Origin of the sequence: Treponema pectinovorum, from assembly GCF_900497595.1 — a bacterium.
Taxonomy (GTDB): domain Bacteria; phylum Spirochaetota; class Spirochaetia; order Treponematales; family Treponemataceae; genus Treponema_D; species Treponema_D pectinovorum.
The window spans coordinates 60603-80029 of sequence record NZ_UFQO01000003.1; the positions used below are offsets into that span (position 1 = coordinate 60603).

The window sequence follows — 19427 nt, forward strand, 5'->3', positions numbered from 1 at the left end:
GGCTGGTGCACACGGATGTGCACCTACGAGCAATATCGACAGTTTTTTAGAAACTGTCCGTTTAATAAAAACACGGAGGTTTTTATTAAACCACAATCTCTGTCGCACACGGATGTGCGACCTACAAGCAATATCGACAGTTTTGCAAAAACTGTCTGTTAAAGAAAAACACGGAGGTTTTTCTTTAACCACAATCTCTGTCGCATTAATCGCACCGACGAGCAACCTACAATAAATGCCGTTTGTTCTGATTTGCGTTTTTTTTTAATATAATTTTTATTTTTCAAATAGTTTTTTTATCAATTCTTTAATCGTCGTTATTTTAACAGAACCATTTTCTTGTTCTGGACTAAGCACTGTTTTAAATCCCAGTTCAAAAGCGGTTTTTATGCGTTGCTTTAATCTCGAAACTGGCCTTATCTCTCCTGCAAGGCTTAATTCGCCTGTTATTACAGTGTTTTGTGAAATTGGAATATCAGTCCTCGCTGAATAAAGGCTTGCTGCCAGCGCTGCATCTATTGAACTTTCTGTAAGCCGTATTCCGCCTGCAACATTTATGTATAAATCCTGGTCGCTAAATCTTATGCCCGTCCTTTTTTCAAGAACAGCGGCAACGCGAGCAACTCTTGCAGAATCAATCTTATCTGAATAAACTCTGCTTATTGCCGCTTTTGCTGGCACTGTCAATGCTTGAATTTCAACAATAAAAGTTCTGCTTCCTTCAAAAACCGCTGCATTTGCAATTCCTGCTGGTGTTGAATTTGCTCTCTTTGTTATGAACATTGCACTTGGGTCTTTTACACCTTCAAGTCCACACTCTGTCATACAAAAAATACCAAGTTCGTCTACAGAGCCAAATCTGTTTTTGTTTGCACGCAAAAATCGAACTTCGTCATCGCTTCTCTCAAACGAGATTACTGTGTCTACCATGTGTTCAAGGCTTTTTGGACCTGCAATGTTTCCTTCTTTTGTTACATGTGCGGACATTATCAAAACGCTGTCTCGCTCTTTTACCCAGCCTATAAGTTCATTTGCACAGTATTTAAGTTGATTTATCGTTCCTGGAATCAGGCCTGCTTCTACAGAATAGACTGTTTGAATCGAATCTATTATCACAAAAATTGGATTTATCGAGATCAAAGCCTCTTTTATATCTTCCAGCCGCATCGTGCATAAAATTTCTATTCCTGCTGAATTTAGATTAAGGCGAATCGCTCTGCTTTTTATCTGTGCGGCACTTTCTTCTCCAGAGACATAAAGAATTTTTTTGTCGGTATTTTTGAAATCGGATTTTGAACTTTGCGCTATTGAAGACGCGGTTTGCAAGAGTAGCGTACTTTTTCCAATTCCTGGTTCGCCCCCAATCAAAATCGCACTCCTTTTCATTGCACCACCGCCGAGCACTCTGTCAAATTCCTTTATCTGCGTTACAAGGCGCGAATTTTCTTGGGAGCTTACGCTTTCTAGGGGAACTGGCTTTACTTTTTCTGTCGCTGCAAGGCCAAAACTGTGCGATACGGAATTTGGATCGAGCAAACATTCTTCCATAGTATTCCACGAACCACATTCTGGGCAGCGGCCGAGCCAGGTTGGTTGTGTATAATTGCATTCACTGCATTTATATATCGTAGATGATTTCTTTTTTGCCATAAAAAACTCCAGTGTGAATATATTTTTGTTTTAAGGTTGACTTTTTTTTTTAGTAAAGTACATTCTAAATAGCTTGTAAAAAAGCTGATAAACTCTCTCCGATGTCCAGCTTGCTGGACGGCAGGGTTGCTTAGGAACGTTGTTTTTAGGTAACCCTGTTATTTTTTTTAAATCTCTTCCTTTTTTTAACTTTGGCTTTTTTTAAATCTACATTTTTAATTTTTTTTTATTGATTTACGATTGTGCCTTCTGGAACGGATTTTATTATCCAAGTGTTTCCGCCAATTACAGCACCTTTGCCGATTACAGTTTGTCCGCCAAGAATTGTTGCATTCGCATAAATTGTAACATCGTCTTCTATAGTTGGATGTCTTTTTTTATCTTGATAATTTTTTCTTACGCTCAATGCGCCGAGTGTTACTCCCTGATATATTTTTACGCGCTTGCCAATAATTGTAGTTTCGCCAATTACAATACCTGTTCCGTGGTCTATAAAAAAACTTTCGCCAATGGTTGCACCAGGATGAATATCGATTCCTGTTTTTCCGTGTATGTATTCGGACATTATTCTTGGAATAACAGGTACTCCGCAGGTGTATAAAAAGTGTGCGATTCTGTATACAACTATCGCTTCCAATCCCGGATATGAAACGATGACTTCTTCTTCGCTTTTTGCCGCCGGGTCTCCAGCAGAAATTGCCAACGTGTCCAAGTGAATTTTCTTTCTCAAATCTGGAATGGATTCGATTAAGTCAAGAGTTATTTTTTCTGCAAGTCCAAAGCACTGGCGTTTTTCAAATTCTTCTGTATCACTGCAATTGCCACAGGATTTTTTTTTGTAAATCAACGCTTTTTGAATTTCTTTTGTGAGAATTGTGATTATCCTGTTTACGCGCTGTCCTGTTATGTAGCGAATGTTTATTGAATCTATGTCTTCTGCGGTTCTGTATCCGGGAAAAATCAAGCACTGTAATTCATTTAATACGGAAACAACATTTTCTCTGTTTGGAAAGCGATTTATTCCAGCACCGTTTATGCCACCAATCTCTTCGTAAGAAGAAAGAATTTTTTCTACAAGCGTATTCATATCCATAACAGAGTCCTTAAAAAAGCGATAACGCATATTTTGTTTTTCATTGAAAATAATTAAAAATCGGCTTAAAAATTAGCATAAATTTTAACAAGATACTACAATGCTCTAAAACAAATTCTTTTTGCTATTGACTAAAACGCCTTGTTTCTTTAAATTCTTAAAACACGTCATTGTTGACCTGCTCTTGTAGCTCAGTTGGCAGAGCACATCGTTGGTAACGATGAGGTCAGCGGTCCGATTCCGCTCGAGAGCTTATAAATGCTTAATAAGTATTTTCTAAATCTTTTAGGAGAAAAAAAATGGGTAGCAAGAAAAAGACTTCAATCGATATTATTGCTCTTCAGTGTACAGAATGCAAACGCAAGAATTACACTACTACAAAAAACCGCAAAAATATAACTGGTAAATTAGAGAAGAACAAATATTGTCCATTCTGTCGCAAGGAAATTTTGCACAAAGAAACAAAAGCAAAATAAGTTTCTTAAAATTTTATATAGGTCGTCTTTTTGCGAACAAATGACGACTTGATATATTTAGGTCGGTAGTTCAGTTGGTAGAGCATCGGTCTCCAAAACCGAGTGTCGCGAGTTCGAGTCTTGCCCGGCCTGTTATTAAAAATAGATAAGTAGAGGAAAGTTATGTCAAAGGTAACTGAATTTGTTAAAGAATGCGGTGCTGAACTTAGAAAAGTTGTTTGGCCTACAAGACAAGATGTGATTGCTTCTGTAAAGGTTGTTATCGTTTCTACAATCGTAATTGCAATTATTCTCGGTGTTTTTGACATAGCGTTCTCTGCTGGAATGAATTTGTTGTTCCCTGCTGCTTAAACTTGAAGGTCTGTTATGTCTAAAAACTGGTATATCGTTCATACTTATACAGGTTATGAAAAAAAGATTCTCCGCACTATAAATACAATGCTTGCTGCTGGAGATTTGGATTCAAATGTCATAACTGACGTTAAGGTTCCTGAAGAAGAAGTAATTGAAATAAAAGACGGAAAGAAAAAAATCAAAAAGAATATGATCCTTCCTGGTTATATAATGCTCGAAATGGATTTGCCAGATATAGGATGGAAAAATCCATGCGGCGCAATTCGTAAAATTCAGGGAGTTACAGGTTTTGTCGGAACTAATCCATCGGATAAGCCTCGTCCAATCTCTGCGGATGAAGCAAAAAATCTACTTCAAAAAGCAGGTGAAATTAAAGGCTACAAAAGCGTTAAAATCAAACAGAATTATGCTGTTGGAGACCAAGTTAAGATTACCGACGGTCCTTTTGCAACATTCAGTGGTTCTGTTGAAGAAATCGATCTTGCAAAAGGTAAACTCAGGGTTATGGTTCAAATTTTTGGACGAGCAACTCCTGTAGAGGTTGATTTGTTACAGGTTGAAAAACTTGTTTAAGATTTTTAGATATTTTTATTTTTGATAGAATTGGCTCTGTTTATCGCAGGGCTTTTCCTATATTTGGAAGAAATACAAGTCCGTTGGATATAGGTATTTCGCTAGTGGCTTTTTAATTGCAAAAAGCCCGACACCAATTAAGGGAGCTATAAAATGGCTACAAAAAAGGTAACGGCTGTCATTAAATTACAGTGTCCTGCGGGATCTGCAACTCCTGCGCCACCAGTAGGACCAGTTCTTGGACCTCACGGTGTTTCTGCACCAGTGTTCGTTCAGCAGTTTAATGACAGAACCAAGTCAATGGAAAAGGGACTTATAATCCCTGTAATCATCACCGTTTATCAAGACCGTTCATTCACTTTTGAACTTAAGACTCCGCCTGCTGCGGTTCTTATAAAAAAGGCACTTGGTCTTCCTAAGGGTTCTGGAAATCCTCTTCGTGATAAAGTTGGAAAGCTTACTGTGGCACAGCTTACAGAAATTGCAACAACTAAAATGCCAGACATCAATGCTAACGATATTGAAGCAGCGAAGAAAATTATCGCAGGTACTGCGCGCAGTATGGGCGTAGAAGTGGAGGCTGAATAATGAAACACGGAAAAAAATATTCTGATGCTCTTAAGAAATATGACCCACTCAAGCATTATGCTGTTGCTGAAGCATGCAAAGTTGTAAAAGATATTCATTTTGTAAAATTTGATGAAACTGTAGAACTTCACGTTGCTCTTCGCCTTGGAAAGAGCCAGACGATGCGTGATACATTGGTTTTCCCAAATCAGTTTACCGCAGAAAAGAAAGTTCTCGTATTCTGTTCTGAAGAACGTGCAAAAGAAGCGTTGGATGCTGGTGCAACCTATGCTGGTTCTACCGAATACATCGACAAAGTAAAGGGTGGTTGGCTCGACTTTGACGTTGCAGTTGCAACTCCTGATATGATGAAAGATGTAGGTCGTCTGGGTATGGTTTTGGGACGCAAAGGACTTATGCCTAACCCTAAGACTGGAACTGTAACTAATGACCTTGTTCATGCAATAAACGAACTTAAAAAAGGTCGTACAGAATTCAGGGCAGACAAAGAAGGTATAGTTCATATCGCTGTTGGTAAAGTTTCTATGGATGCAGATAAGGTTGCAGAAAACGTAACTGCTCTCCTTACAGAAATTGACCGCAAAAAGCCTGCTGATGCAAAAGCAGATTTCGTTCGCTCAATATCAATCAGTTCTTCTATGGGACCTGGTGTTTGGGTAAATGTTAAGGAGGAGGCGTAATCTATGGCAATCATGGCAAAAAAACTCCAGCCTGCTAAAACAGCAGCTATTGACGAAACAAAAAAAGTATTTTCAGATTACAACGACTTTATCTTTGCAGAATATCGCGGACTTACTGTAGAACAAATTACTGCTCTTCGCGATAAGCTCCGTGAACACGAAGCACCTTTTAAGGTTGTAAAGAATAATTTTGCTAGAGTTGCTTTTGAGGAAATGAAGATTGACAACGTTTCTGATTACCTCAAAGGACCTACAGCAGTTGTAATGGCAAAAGAAGACAGCAACGAAGCTGCAAAAGTTCTTTTTGATTTTGCAAAAGATGTTCCAGCTCTTGTTGTAAAAGGTGGCTACATTCAGAATGAAATCTACGATAAAGCAAAAATCGAAGCTTATTCAAAGGTTCCAGGAAAGAAACAGCTTATCGCTATGCTCATGTCTACAATCAATGGTCCGGTTCAAAAACTTGCCGCTACATTGCAGGCTTATGTTGATAAAAAATCAGCAGAAGGTGCTAACTAATAAACCTTTTGTTGAAGCGAGGTCAGGCTTCAATCGCTGTCGACTGTCCTCGCAACAGATAAATATTGCAGGTTAAGCGGTTCAGTTTGTTCCGTCTGCAATAAAACAAACCTTGTAAAATCAAGGTAAATGCCTATTTTAAGGAGAAGATAATATGGCAGCAATTACAAAGGATGAAATCCTTGAAGCAATCGCAAACATGACAGTTCTCGAAGCATCAGAACTCGTTAAAGCAATGGAAGAAAAATTTGGAGTTACAGCAGCAGTTGCAGTTGCAGCCGCTCCAGGTGCAGCTGGTGGTGCAGCAGAAGAAGAGCAGACTGAATTTACAGTTACTCTTGACAGCTTTGACGCTGCAAAGAAAATCGCTGTTATCAAAGCAGTTAAAGAAGCTCTCGGACTTGGTCTTGGCGAAGCAAAAACACTTGTTGAAAGCGCACCAAAAGCACTTAAAGAAGGTGTTTCTAAAGCTGAAGCTGATGAACTTATCAAAAAGATGGAAGAAGCTGGTGGTAAGGCTTCAAAGAAATAGGTTAAATCCAATTTTCTTGAAAAATTTAGCGATGACTGCTCTTTGTGGTCATTGTTCTTAAAAATGCTTACATGCGAGATCAAAATAAATGATTTTCGTGTGTAAGCTTTTAGTGTCTAAAGAGAATTATCTTGTTGGCGCAAATGCAACAGATATAATCTGATTTTTATCAGAATTTGGTCGGTGTTATGCCGATTTTTAGCTTTTTAATTTTGTGCTGTATCACAAGATAGCGTATGTCATACGTCATTTTTGATATGTAGCAATTTTATCAAAGGCAATGTTTCCCTCCTAGGAGTAACAGATGTTCGCTAAAAGCAGAACAGTAAACCGTCAGTACTTCGGAAAAGATATTCAGAACTTCATGGAAATTCCGAACCTGATTGACATTCAACTTTCGTCCTATGAAAGTTTCCTTCAAAAAGAAAAAGTAGACAGCAATGAACCATTGGAACCTAAAGGTTTGCAGGAAGTTTTTAATACGACTTTCCCAATCGAAAGCCCAGACGGTAATATGTCTTTGGAGTATGAATTTTATAAACTCGAAGAAGAAAATATAAAATTTACTGAACTTCAGTGCAAACAGAAAGGTTTAACTTATTCTGTTCCTCTAAAGGCAAGAATCAATTTAAATTTTAAAGATACAGGTGCAATACTTCAAAAAGATATATACATGGGAGATATTCCTCTCATGACAGACCGTGGAACTTTTATAATAAACGGGGCAGAACGCGTTGTTGTTTCGCAGATTCATCGTTCGCCAGGTGTTATTTTTAACCACGAGAAAGGTTTGTACTCTTCACGCATAATTCCTTATCGCGGTTCTTGGCTTGAATTTGAGATTGACCAGAAGAAAGATTTGATTTATGCAAAGATTGACCGCAAAAAGAAAATCTTAGGAACAATTTTCCTTCGTGCGCTTGGGTATTCGACTCGTGAAGAGATAATAAAAGAATTTTATAAGACAGAAATCGTAAAAATCGATCCTTCAAAAAAAGAAGAATTGGTTGATAGAGTTTTGGCTAAAGCACTCACTATAAAAGATGAAAACGGAGAAGAAAAAGTTCTCTTCCGTGCGGGCGAGAAATTGCACATGCACGAAGTTGATGACATCATCTCGCAGGATATAAAAGAAGTTTGTTTGATTCTTTTTGACGCTCGCTCTCGTAAAGGCAGTAAAGACGAACATAATCCATCGCTTGACAGCATGATAATAATCAACTGTTTTGAGCGTGAAGATATGAAGTACACAAAAGAAGGCTCTTCTAACGAGGAACCTACTCTCGAAGATGCTCTTTCTGCGGTGTTCTCTGTTTTAAAACCTGGCGAGCCTATGGCAGCAGAAGCGGCTAGAAATGAACTTGAAGGAATGTTCTTCAATATTCGCCACTATGATTTAGGCAGGGTTGGTCGCTACAAGTTGAATAAAAAATTCGATATGTATGCCGAACCTGTTGAAAGCCATACTCTCGTAAAAAGCGACATAATAAGCACGATGAAACATCTCATAAAAGTTTACATCGGAAATGAAGTTTTGGATGATATCGACCATCTTGGAAACCGTCGCATCCGTTCTGTAGGCGAATTGATGACGAATCAACTTAAAACCGCATTTAGCAGAATGGAAAGAATTGCAAAAGAGAGAATGAGTTTAAAAGAAACAGAAACGATGAAACCTCAAGATTTGATTTCTATAAAACCAATCGTTGCTGCAATCAAAGAATTCTTTGGCTCGTCTCAACTTTCTCAGTTCATGGATCAGATTAATCCTCTTGCTGAACTTACTCATAAACGCCGTCTTAACGCTTTGGGACCAGGCGGTCTTTCTCGTGATAGAGCAGGCTTTGAAGTCCGCGACGTTCATTATACGCATTACGGAAGAATGTGTCCGATTGAAACTCCTGAAGGACCAAATATCGGTTTGATTGTTTCTCTTGCGATTTACACTCGTGTAAATGAATATGGATTTCTCGAAACTCCTTATCGCAAAGTTGAAGATGGAAAAGCAACTGACAAAGTTGAATACCTTTCTGCTATGGACGAGGATAAATATTTTGTCGGACAGGTTGCAGAAGGTATGAAAGCAGACGGTTCATTCCCTGCGGATATGGCATCTTGCCGTCACGTTGGAGATTATACAACGCGCAATGTAAAAGACATTCAATACATGGACGTTTCTCCTAGACAGGTAATTTCTGTTTCAGCTTCTCTTGTTCCTTTCCTTGAACACGATGACGCTAACCGTGCATTGATGGGTTGTAACATGCAGCGCCAGGGGGTTCCTCTCTTGTTCCCAGAACCTCCTTTTGTAGGAACAGGAATGGAAGCGAAAGCGGCCTACGATTCTGGCGTTCTTATAAAGGCAAAACACGATGGCGAAGTAATTTGGGTTGAAAGTGATCTCATAAAAGTTAAAGTTGACGGAAGTGATAAAGTTGATGAATATCCACTTTTGAAATACCAGAGAACGAATAACGACACCTGTAACCACCAAAGACCAACCGTTGAAGTTGGAGAGAAAGTGAAAAAAGGTGCTGTTCTGGCAGACGGTCCTGCAACATTTAATGGAGAGCTTTCTTTGGGACGCAACTTGCTGGTAGGATTCGTGCCTTGGAATGGTTACAACTATGAAGACGCTGTTTTGATAAGTAAACGCGTTGTAAAAGAAGATATGTACACTTCTATTCACATAAAGGAATTCCAGACAGAAATTCGTGAAACAAAACTCGGGCCAGAAAAAATAACTCGCGATGTTCCTAATACTTCCGAAAAAATGCTCAACAACCTCGACGCAGAAGGTATAATCCGTATTGGCGCAAAGGTTCGTTCAGGCGATATCCTCGTTGGTAAGGTAACTCCTAAATCCGAAACAGAAACAACCCCAGAATTCAAACTTTTGAATTCAATCTTTGGTGAAAAAGCTAAAGAGGTTAGGGATTCTTCATTGCGTGTTCCTCACGGTATCGAAGGCGTAATAATCGACGTTCAGAGAATGAAGAGAACAGAAGGCGATGATTTAAGTCCTGGTGTTGACGAGGTTGTTAAGGTTTTGATTGCAAATAAACGTAAACTCCGCGAAGGCGATAAGATGGCAGGACGACACGGAAACAAAGGTGTCGTTGCAAGAATTCTTCCAGAAGAAGATATGCCATACTTAGCAGATGGAACTCCGCTCGATGTTTGTTTGAATCCGCTTGGCGTACCTTCTCGTATGAATATTGGGCAGATAATGGAAAGCGAACTTGGTATTGTTGGTCGTTATTTGAACCAGTATTTTGAATCTCCTGCGTTCCAGACCCCTTCTCAGGAGCAGATTGCAGAAAAATTGCAGGAAGCAGGATTGTCACCAGACTGTAAGCAGATTGTACACGACGGACGCACGGGTGAACCTTTTGTAAATCCAATCTTCGTAGGTGTTATTTACTTCCTTAAATTGCACCACCTCGTTGACGATAAGATGCATGCTCGTTCTACAGGACCTTATTCACTTGTTACTCAGCAGCCACTCGGTGGTAAAGCGCAGTTTGGTGGTCAGCGTCTTGGAGAAATGGAAGTTTGGGCATTGGAAGCATACGGTGCAGCAAACACCTTGCAGGAAATGATGACTATAAAGTCCGATGATATGAACGGCCGTTCAAAGATTTATGAATCAATTGTAAAGGGTGATCCTACTGCTACAGCAGGTGTTCCAGAATCATTTAATGTAATGGTGCAGGAACTTCGTGGTCTTGCTTTGGATTTTACTATTTATGACGCAAAGGGAAAAAGAATTGCCCTTACCGAACGCGATCAAGAACTTATAGATAAAGCAAGTTCTGGATTCGAAAAGGAGAATGAAGATGCGTGATATTCAAGATTTTGACTCTATAAAAATTAAATTGGCTTCTCCAGATGACATAAGAGCATGGTCATACGGAGAGGTAAAAAAACCAGAAACGATAAACTATCGTACTTTAAGACCCGAAAAAGATGGTCTTTTCTGCGAACGCATTTTTGGTACAACAAAAGAATGGGAATGCTACTGTGGAAAATTCAAATCAATTCGCTATAAGGGCGTTATCTGCGATCGCTGTGGAGTAGAAGTTACTCACTTTAAAGTTCGCCGTGAACGTACTGGTCATATTGAACTTGCCGCTCCAGTAAGCCATATCTGGTATTATCGTTCGGTTCCAAGCCGCATGGGGCTCTTGCTCAACATGCAGGTTGCTCAGCTCCGCTCTGTTTTGTATTACGAAAAATTTATCGTAATCGATCCGGGCGATACTGAACTCAAAAAAGGCGATTTGCTTACTGAAGACGAATACAATGAAAATGTTGAACGCTACGGACAGGCATTTACCGCTGGCATGGGTGCAGAAGCGATTAAGACGATGCTCGAAAATATCAATCTGGACGAACTCGCTGCTGAATTGCGCGAAAAAATGCGTGAAAAGGGTGCAAAATCGGACAAACGTCTTTTAAAGCGAATTCAGATTGTTGAAGATTTCCGCTCATCTGGTAACAAAGCTTTCTGGATGATTTTGGATGTAATTCCTGTAATTCCGCCTGATCTTCGTCCAATGGTACAACTCGACGGAGGTCGTTTTGCAACATCGGATTTAAACGATTTGTATCGTCGCGTTATAAACCGCAACAACCGTCTCAAGCGTCTCATGCAGCTTTCCGCTCCTGATATAATCATCCGCAACGAAAAGCGCATGTTGCAGGAAGCAGTTGACGCTTTGTTTGATAATTCAAAACGCAAGCGCGTTGTTAAGGGTGCTTCTAACAGACCTTTAAAATCAATCAGCGATATGCTTAAAGGTAAGCAGGGACGCTTTAGACAGAATCTTTTGGGTAAGCGCGTAGACTACTCTGGTCGTTCTGTAATCGTTGTAGGGCCAGAATTAAAACTTTGGCAGTGTGGACTTCCTACAAAGATGGCGCTCGAATTGTTCAAGCCGTTCATAATGAAAAAACTCGTTGACCGAGGAATCGTATTCAATATTAAGAAGGCAAAGACTTTGGTCGAGCAGGAATCTCCAGAAGTTTTTGCAATTTTGGACGAAGTTGTACGCGAACATCCTGTAATGCTTAACCGCGCTCCAACTTTGCACCGCCTTGGAATTCAAGCGTTTGAACCAGTTTTGGTTGAAGGAAAAGCTTTAAAATTGCATCCTCTTGCATGTAAAGCGTTTAACGCAGACTTTGACGGCGACCAGATGGCAATTCACGTTCCTCTAACTCAGGCTGCACAGATGGAATGCTGGACTTTGATGCTTTCTGCACGCAACTTGCTTGACCCTGCAAACGGAAATACAATCGTTTATCCTTCGCAGGACATGGTTTTGGGTATCTACTATATGACATCCGTAAAACCAAATTCAAAAGGAACTGGCAAGCGTTTTTCTAGCGATGACGAAGCAATTATGGCTGCGGAAGACGGATTTATTGAATGGAATGCAGGAATACAAATTCCTTCACCAAAGGATTCCTTTTACGAAGGCGAATTTAAAGCTGGCGATATAATAACCACAACTGCTGGTAGAATTCGCTTTAATGCAGAAATGCCAGATGAAGTTGGCTTTGTAAACAAACGCTTGGGCGACAAAGATTTGCGCAAGATGATTGAAAAAGTTTTCCATGTAAAAGGCGCTTGGCTTACAATCCAAATGCTCGACGCTATAAAGGCGTGTGGATATAAAAATGCGACATTCTTTGGTGCAACTCTCTCTATGGAAGATATTCTTATTCCAGATGAGAAAAAGCCAATGGTTGACGAAGCAAACAAGCAGGTTGAAGACATCGTTGGTCAGTATTCAAGAGGTGTAATCACTGCAGACGAACGCTACAACAAAGTTACAGATATCTGGGCTCGAACAAACGATAAATTGACAGAAATCATGTACGATAAGCTCCAAAAGGATAAAGACGGCTTTAACACAATATTTATGATGGCCGACTCTGGAGCGCGTGGTTCTAAAAAACAGATTTCGCAGCTTGCCGCAATGCGTGGTTTGATGGCAAAACCAAACGGCGACATCATCGAACTTCCTGTAAAATCAAATTTCCGCGAAGGTCTTTCGGTTATCGAATACTTCATTTCTTCAAACGGTGCACGCAAAGGTCTTACCGATACCGCTTTGAAAACCGCAGACGCAGGTTACATGACACGCCGCCTCGTAGATGTTGCTCAGGATGTTGTAGTTAATGTTGAAGATTGTGGAACTATAAACGGAATTGACTATACTGCAATTAAAAATGGAGACGAAATTGTAACTCCTATTTCAAAGAGAATTGCAGGTCATTTTACAATCGAGCGTGTAATTCATCCTGTAACTGGAGATTTGATTTGCGAGGCAAACGAATACATTTCTGATGAACTTGCAAAACAGATTGAAGATGCTGGTGTTGAAAAAGTAAAACTCCGCACTGTATTGACTTGCGAAGCAGAGCACGGCGTTTGTGTAAAATGCTATGGAAAAAATCTGGCACGCAACAAGCTTGTTGAAATTGGCGAAGCAGTTGGTGTTATCGCAGCTCAGTCAATCGGGCAGCCTGGTACACAGTTGACAATGCGTACTTTCCACGTTGGAGGAACTGCATCTAAGGAAACTGAAGACAACAAAATCGTTCTTAAATACGACGTTCTACTTGGAGAAATCACTGGAACACACGTTGTTACAGAAGACGGTTCATGGCTTTTCACTCGTAAAGGCTGCATGACTGCAACTCACCTTATAGATTCTGTAAAAATTGAAAAATCAGATAAGGTTTCTGTTCAAGATGGCGCACGTGTACTCAAAGGTACTGTTCTTATCGAACGAAAAACTGGAAATATAGTTGCCAAAGAAAACGGAACAATCCTCATCCTCGACGGAAATATGTATCTTGCAGGTGGCGAACAGAAAGTTGAAATAAGCAACGGTTCTACAATCATCGTAAAAACTGGCGATGTTGTAAAAGCAGGCGATGTAATTGGAACTTTCGATCCATTCTCCGAGCCTATCATTGCAGAAGTAAGCGGCTATGTTCACTTTGAAGATGTTATTCCAGGTTCAACTTTGGAAGAAATTGTCGATGTTAACTCTGGAAAAATGGAGCGACGCATAAGTGAACTTCACCTTGATGTTAAACAGCCACGTATTCTTATAACAGATGAAGCTGGAAACGAACTTGGTTCTTATTATCTTCCTGCGGGGGCTGTTCTTCGTGTAGAAGATAAGCAGCAAGTTGAAGCTGGTTTAGTACTTGCAAGTATGCCTGTTGCTGCTGTAAAGACAAACGATATTACTGGGGGTCTTCCACGCGTATCTGAATTGTTTGAGGCAAGAAAACCAAAGATTCCTTGCGTACTTGCATTGATTTCTGGAGTTGTAAAATTCAAAGGAATTACAAAAGGTAAGCGTGTAATCGTTGTAGAAGATGAATACGGCAAATCATTTGAACATCTCGTTCCTATGACACGCCGCCTCTTAGTTCGCGACGGAGACCAGGTTATTGCAGGTGAACAGCTGTGTGATGGCGATGCAAGCGCTCACGATATATTGGCAATTCTCGGAGAAAATGCACTTCAAGAATACCTTATGAGTGAAATTCAAGGCGTATACTCTGCACAGGGCGTTGCTATCGATGATAAACACATCGGTGTTATCGTAAGGCAGATGTTGCGCAAAGTTGAAGTTGTAAAACCTGGAGATACAAAGTTCATCTTTGGTCAGCAGGTTGATAAGTATCACTTCCACGAAGAAAACGAAAGAATCATATCTGCTGGTGGAGAGCCTGCAATCGCTCGTCCAATGTTCCAGGGAATCACAAAGGCTGCTCTGGCTACGGATTCATTCATCTCCGCTTCTTCATTCCAGGAAACTACAAGAGTTCTTACGAATGCGGCAATCAAGGGAGAAGAAGATAAACTTCGTGGTTTAAAGGAAAATGTAATCATCGGACACATGATTCCTGCCGGAACCGGTATAAAGAATTACAGAAACGTAAAACTCTTTGATGGTTCAGACAACGATTTAGATATCCAGATGGAAGAAGTTCTTGAAAGGCGAAGGATTGAAAAGGAAAACGAAAAACTGGTTGAAGAACCTGTTGTAGAGTCGGTTTCTGATGAAGATTAAAAAATAGGGCGAATTCATCTTTTTGAATTCGTTCCGGTTTTACTGAAATTCAACTTGGGCTGTATTGACTGTTTCAAGTTGAATTCATTAGTATTATGCTACCTACTTATATCGTAGGGCTTTTATATGTTTATTTTGTCCGGGGTGCTGACCGGCATACAAATAGGAGAATAGGCGATGCCTACAATAAATCAATTGATTCGTAAAGGTAGACAGACACTTGCAAACCAGACTAAAGCTCCCGCACTTGAGTCTTGTCCGCAGAAGCGCGGCGTTTGCACTCGTGTAATGACTGTAACACCTAAAAAACCAAATTCGGCTCTCCGCAAGGTAGCCCGTGTTCGTTTGTCAAATGGAATTGAAGTTACTGCATATATCCCAGGAATTGGTCATAACTTGCAGGAACACTCAGTTGTTTTAATCCGCGGTGGACGTGTAAAAGACCTTCCTGGTGTACGCTACCACATTATCCGCGGAACAAAAGATACTCTTGGCGTTGAAGGTCGCAAACGCGGTCGTTCTAAGTACGGTGCTAAGAGACCAAAGGCATAATATTTAAAGGAGAATTACTATGGGAAGACATAAAAAATCAGTAAATCGTCCTGTTATGCCTGATGCAAAGTACAACAGCACTGTTGTTACGAAATTTGTTTCTCGCATGATGCTCGACGGAAAAAAACAAACTTGTACAAGAATCGTTTATGAAGCGATGGATAAATTAAAAGCGAAAGCGAATCAGGATCCTTTGGAAGTTTTTACAAAGGCGCTTGAAAATGTTAAGCCACTTGTAGAAGTAAAATCTCGCCGCGTTGGTGGAGCAACATATCAAGTTCCAATGGAAATTAGAGATGCTCGTCGCGAAGCTCTTGCAATGCGCTGGATAATCGGTGCTGCTCGTTCAAGAAGTGGACACGGTATGGCAGAAACTTTGGCTGCAGAACTTTTTGATGCTTTCAATAACACTGGCTCTGCATACAAAAAGAAGGAAGACGTTCATAAGATGGCTGAAGCAAACAAAGCATTTGCTCACTATCGTTGGTAGTTTTTACAAGAAGTTTTTTCTTCAATTACAAGGTCTGTCGAAGTTAAGCGGCAGACCTTTATTTTTATACGAATCATCAATTTATTCATTTTTACTATTGAACTTATTTTCTAAAAATTGTATAAATTACGGACACGCCTTTTAGCATTTTGTACTTTTTAGGCGTATCTAGGGTTCTTTGAATTTTTCAGACAGACTTCAACTTATGTTAAGTCTGACTTTAACCGTAAAGTCAATCGCATTGCGATTTTCAGGTTGGGTAGCCTTAGAAACAAAGTCAAGGCTTCTGTTGTAAGTAATCTTCTTGCTTACTTATAATTTACGAATGCCAGACCAGTTATTTGGATTTTATTCTGATGATGATAGGTGGTATCGCGAGAGTTCTTCGAAAGTTATGGAGAACTGAATACTGTAAACAATTCATCTGTCGGATAAAAATAATTTAGTGTGTATGCGAATAGCGTTGAGTTTTCCGTAGGAGAGCGACGTTGTTCTGGCTTAAAGTGCATCACATATAAAACTTTAAAGTGCCGTTTTGTGTAAACGGCTAGGAGAAACACATGGCAAAGGAGAAGTTCAACAGAACTAAACCTCACATGAACGTTGGTACTATCGGTCACGTAGACCATGGTAAGACAACATTGTCTGCTGCTATCACAACATATTGTGCAAAAAAGTATGGTGATAAGCTTTTGAAGTATGACGAAATTGATAACGCTCCAGAAGAGAAGGAACGCGGTATTACAATCAATACTCGTCACTTGGAATATCAGTCAGACAAACGCCACTACGCACATATCGACTGCCCTGGACACGCTGACTATGTAAAAAACATGATTACAGGTGCTGCTCAGATGGATGGTGCAATCCTCGTAATTGCTGCAACTGACGGTGTAATGGCTCAGACAAAGGAACACCTTTTGCTTGCTCGTCAGGTAGGTGTACCAAAGATTATCGTTTTCTTGAACAAAGTTGATATGCTCGACGGCGACGAAGAGATGTTGATGCTCGTAGAAGAAGACGTAAAAGATACTATCCAGAAGTACGGATTCTCTCCTGATACTCCAATCATCAAGGGTTCTGCATTTAAAGCTCTTCAGGATGGAGCTTCTGCTGAAGATACTGCTTGTATCGAAGAATTGCTTACCGCAATGGATACTTGGTTCGATGATCCAGTTCGCGATGAACAGAAACCATTCTTGATGCCAATCGAAGACATCTTTACAATCTCTGGTCGTGGTACAGTAGTTACTGGACGTATCGAACGCGGTGTTGTAAATATGAACGATCCAGTAGAAATCGTTGGTATCCGCCCAACACAGTCTTCAACTGTAACTGGTATCGAAATGTTCAATAAATTGTTGGATCAGGGACAGGCTGGCGACAACGTTGGTATCCTTCTCCGCGGTATTGAAAAGAAAGATGTTGTTCGCGGACAGGTTCTTGCTGCTCCTGGAACAATCCATCCACACACAAAATTCGAAGCTCAGATTTACGTTCTTTCTAAGGAAGAAGGTGGACGTCACTCACCATTCTTTACAGGATATCGCCCACAGTTCTATTTCCGTACAACTGATATCACAGGTACAGTTGAACTCGAACCTGGAACAGACATGGTAAAACCTGGTGATAATGTAAAAATCATCGGAGAACTCATCCATCCAATCGCTATGGATGAAGGTCTTAAACTCGCTATCCGTGAAGGCGGTCGCACAATCGCTTCTGGACAGGTTACAAAGATCGTTGAATAGTTAAATTAGTGATCGATGGGACGGCTGTGTAAAAGCAGTCGTTTCTTCGTCATTGGAGTAAAAATAATGGCTAACGGAAAAATTCGTGTTAGACTTCGTGCTTTTGATGTTGAACTTATAGATCAGAGTGCAAAATCAATAGTACAGACAGTGCAGAAAGCAGGTGCAAAGGTTTCAGGACCAATCCCTCTTCCTACAAGAATCAATAAGGTAACTGTTCTTCGTTCACCTCACGTAAATAAAAAATCTCGTGAGCAGTTTGAAATGAGAACTCACAAGCGCCTTATCGACATCTTGAATCCGACATCAGATGTTATGGATTCATTGATGAAGCTTGAACTGCCTGCTGGAGTAGATGTAGAGATTAAACAATAAGAGCGAAGTCTGCGTTGCAGAAAAAGTCTTATTGAAAAACGGTAACGGTCCCTTGGATCAGGGATGGCGGCCGAATGAGAAGAAAAATTATTTTTCTTCTATAGGAGATGTATCAGAATGAAAGGTCTGATTGCAAAAAAAGTAGGAATGACACAGGTATTCGACAATAACGGCGAACTGACACCAGTAACCGTGATCCAAGTAGAACCGAATACAGTTGTTGCTACAAAGACAAAGGAAGCAAATGGCTACGATGCTGTTGTTTTGGGTCTTGATGATGTAAAAGAGTCAAGAATCAACAAAGCATACAAGGGGCAGTTTCCAGAGAACGTATCGCCAAAACGTCATTTAAAAGAATTCCGTGAATTCGAACAGGAAGTTAAAGTTGGCGATCAGATTGGTCTTGAGTTGTTTGAAAAAACATCGTATTTGGATGTTACTGCAACTTCAAAGGGGAAGGGATTTCAAGGCGTTATGAAGCGCTGGGGCTTCCACGGAGGAAGGGCTACACATGGTTCTAAATTCCATCGTGAAGCAGGTGGTACAGGAAATTGTACGACACCAGGACACAGCCTTAAAAATGTAAAAATGCCAGGACATATGGGGTTTGAGCGCGTAACTGTTCAGAATCTCAAGATTGTTAAGATTGATCCTGAACTTAAAGTTATTATGGTTCGCGGAGCAGTTCCTGGTGTTAAAGATTGCACACTTATCATCAAGTCTGCAGTAAAGAAGTAATCCGGAGGAATTGAGAAATGGATAAGAAAGTTTTTTCAACCGATGGTAAAGAACTGCGCACTATTACGCTTGATGATAGCATTTTCGGACTCCCAGTAAATGAAGATGTTATTTACTATGCCATCAATAACGAATTAGCAAACAAACGTGTTGGAACAGCTTGTACAAAAACTCGTTCCGAAGTTCACGGTTCAAATGCTAAGCCATACAAACAAAAGGGAACAGGCCATGCTCGTCGTGGTGACAAAAAATCTCCAATCAATGTAGGAGGCGGTACAATTTTTGGACCAAAACCTCGTGATTTTGGATTTGAACTCCCTAAAAAAGTAAAACGCCTTGCAATGAAATCAATTTTGAGCCTTCAGGCACAGAGTGACAGACTTACAGTTGTTGAAGATTTCACTGTAGAAAGCGGAAAAACAAAAGATTTAGTAAAAGTTCTTAATAATTTTGCTAAAGATGAACGCACAGTAATTATTCTTAAAGATAATGATGCAAAAATAAAACAGGCAGGACGCAATCTTCATAATGTTTATTTTTTGTCATTTAATCGCCTTCGTGCACATGACCTCTTTTACGGAAGAAAGGTTATTTTGCTTGAATCGGCTGCAAAAAATCTTTCAGAATTCTACAAAGAAGAGGAGGCTAAATAATGACTGATATTCTTATTGAGCCAGTACTTTCTGAAAAAGCAACCGCTTTGCGCGAACAAGGAAAATACACTTTTAGAGTTCTTCCTGAAGCGACAAAGACACAGATTAAAGAAGCAGTATCAAAACTCTTCAATGTTACAGTTGTAAAAATTACCACTGTAAATGTTCGCGGTAAAGTTAAGCGGGTTCGTGGAAAACCTGGAAAAACTGCCGACTGGAAAAAAGCAATAGTTCGCTTGGCTCCAGGTCAAACAATTAAGGTATTCGAGGGCGTTTAAGCCTTCGTAAATTAAGGGGA

18 protein-coding genes and 2 tRNA genes are annotated in these 19427 nt (G+C 40.1%); 18 read left to right on the forward strand and 2 right to left on the reverse strand.

Annotated features, from left to right (window positions below):
- Window positions 1–276 precede the first annotated feature (276 nt).
- Both radA and epsC read right to left on the reverse strand, forming a co-directional pair.
- A complete protein-coding gene (radA, locus tag FXX65_RS04925; RefSeq protein ID WP_147615358.1) occupies window positions 277–1650 on the reverse strand; it encodes a DNA repair protein RadA in 1374 nt (457 codons plus the stop codon).
- 226 nt (window positions 1651–1876) lie between these two features.
- A complete protein-coding gene (gene epsC, locus FXX65_RS04930; RefSeq protein WP_147615359.1) occupies window positions 1877–2743 on the reverse strand; it encodes a serine O-acetyltransferase EpsC in 867 nt (288 codons plus the stop codon).
- A gap of 180 nt (window positions 2744–2923) precedes the next feature.
- Between epsC and FXX65_RS04935 the strand changes: the two genes are divergently transcribed.
- The 18 genes from FXX65_RS04935 (at window position 2924) to FXX65_RS05020 (ending at window position 19407) form a co-directional block, all read left to right on the forward strand.
- Window positions 2924–2996, forward strand: a tRNA-Thr gene (locus FXX65_RS04935).
- A 46-nt stretch (window positions 2997–3042) separates the two neighbouring features.
- The gene (rpmG, locus tag FXX65_RS04940) at window positions 3043–3219 is read left to right on the forward strand and encodes a 50S ribosomal protein L33 (protein WP_147613206.1); all 177 of its coding nucleotides are present in this window, start codon (window positions 3043–3045) and stop codon (window positions 3217–3219) included.
- Window positions 3220–3278: 59 nt separating this feature from the next.
- Window positions 3279–3351, forward strand: a tRNA-Trp gene (locus tag FXX65_RS04945).
- Between the two features lie 30 nt (window positions 3352–3381).
- Window positions 3382–3570, forward strand: a complete 189-nt coding sequence (gene secE, locus FXX65_RS04950) for a preprotein translocase subunit SecE (RefSeq protein WP_147613205.1) — start codon at window positions 3382–3384, stop codon at window positions 3568–3570.
- A gap of 15 nt (window positions 3571–3585) precedes the next feature.
- The gene (gene nusG / locus FXX65_RS04955; protein WP_147613204.1) at window positions 3586–4146 is read left to right on the forward strand and encodes a transcription termination/antitermination protein NusG; all 561 of its coding nucleotides are present in this window, start codon (window positions 3586–3588) and stop codon (window positions 4144–4146) included.
- A gap of 153 nt (window positions 4147–4299) precedes the next feature.
- Window positions 4300–4734, forward strand: a complete 435-nt coding sequence (rplK, locus tag FXX65_RS04960; protein ID WP_147615360.1) for a 50S ribosomal protein L11 — start codon at window positions 4300–4302, stop codon at window positions 4732–4734.
- Window positions 4734–5414, forward strand: coding sequence for a 50S ribosomal protein L1 (gene rplA, locus FXX65_RS04965; protein ID WP_147613202.1), 681 nt, complete (start codon window positions 4734–4736; stop codon window positions 5412–5414). The genes rplK and rplA overlap by 1 nt, the downstream gene beginning before the upstream one ends.
- A 3-nt stretch (window positions 5415–5417) precedes the next feature.
- On the forward strand, window positions 5418–5933 hold the full coding sequence (rplJ, locus tag FXX65_RS04970) for a 50S ribosomal protein L10 (RefSeq protein WP_147615361.1): 516 nt from the start codon (window positions 5418–5420) through the stop codon (window positions 5931–5933).
- Between the two features lie 154 nt (window positions 5934–6087).
- The gene (gene rplL / locus FXX65_RS04975; protein WP_147613200.1) at window positions 6088–6465 is read left to right on the forward strand and encodes a 50S ribosomal protein L7/L12; all 378 of its coding nucleotides are present in this window, start codon (window positions 6088–6090) and stop codon (window positions 6463–6465) included.
- Between the two features lie 304 nt (window positions 6466–6769).
- Window positions 6770–10312 carry a DNA-directed RNA polymerase subunit beta gene (rpoB, locus tag FXX65_RS04980; RefSeq protein ID WP_147615362.1) on the forward strand — a complete coding sequence of 1181 codons (3543 nt, stop codon included), beginning with the start codon at window positions 6770–6772 and terminating at the stop codon, window positions 10310–10312.
- Window positions 10305–14570: a DNA-directed RNA polymerase subunit beta' gene (gene rpoC / locus FXX65_RS04985; protein WP_147615363.1), complete on the forward strand. Its 4266-nt coding sequence runs from the start codon at window positions 10305–10307 to the stop codon at window positions 14568–14570. The genes rpoB and rpoC overlap by 8 nt, the downstream gene beginning before the upstream one ends.
- A gap of 177 nt (window positions 14571–14747) precedes the next feature.
- Entirely contained in the window at window positions 14748–15122 is a 375-nt protein-coding gene (rpsL, locus tag FXX65_RS04990) for a 30S ribosomal protein S12 (protein ID WP_078931299.1), read from the forward strand.
- Window positions 15123–15141: 19 nt separating this feature from the next.
- Entirely contained in the window at window positions 15142–15612 is a 471-nt protein-coding gene (gene rpsG / locus FXX65_RS04995; RefSeq protein ID WP_147613198.1) for a 30S ribosomal protein S7, read from the forward strand.
- Between the two features lie 560 nt (window positions 15613–16172).
- Window positions 16173–17363, forward strand: a complete 1191-nt coding sequence (tuf, locus tag FXX65_RS05000; protein WP_147615364.1) for an elongation factor Tu — start codon at window positions 16173–16175, stop codon at window positions 17361–17363.
- Between the two features lie 66 nt (window positions 17364–17429).
- Window positions 17430–17738, forward strand: a complete 309-nt coding sequence (gene rpsJ, locus FXX65_RS05005) for a 30S ribosomal protein S10 (RefSeq protein ID WP_078931303.1) — start codon at window positions 17430–17432, stop codon at window positions 17736–17738.
- Window positions 17739–17855: 117 nt separating this feature from the next.
- The gene (gene rplC / locus FXX65_RS05010; RefSeq protein ID WP_147613196.1) at window positions 17856–18476 is read left to right on the forward strand and encodes a 50S ribosomal protein L3; all 621 of its coding nucleotides are present in this window, start codon (window positions 17856–17858) and stop codon (window positions 18474–18476) included.
- A 17-nt stretch (window positions 18477–18493) separates the two neighbouring features.
- Window positions 18494–19129, forward strand: a complete 636-nt coding sequence (gene rplD, locus FXX65_RS05015; protein ID WP_147613195.1) for a 50S ribosomal protein L4 — start codon at window positions 18494–18496, stop codon at window positions 19127–19129.
- On the forward strand, window positions 19129–19407 hold the full coding sequence (locus tag FXX65_RS05020) for a 50S ribosomal protein L23 (protein ID WP_147615365.1): 279 nt from the start codon (window positions 19129–19131) through the stop codon (window positions 19405–19407). The genes rplD and FXX65_RS05020 overlap by 1 nt, the downstream gene beginning before the upstream one ends.
- The last annotated feature ends 20 nt before the right edge of the window (window positions 19408–19427 follow it).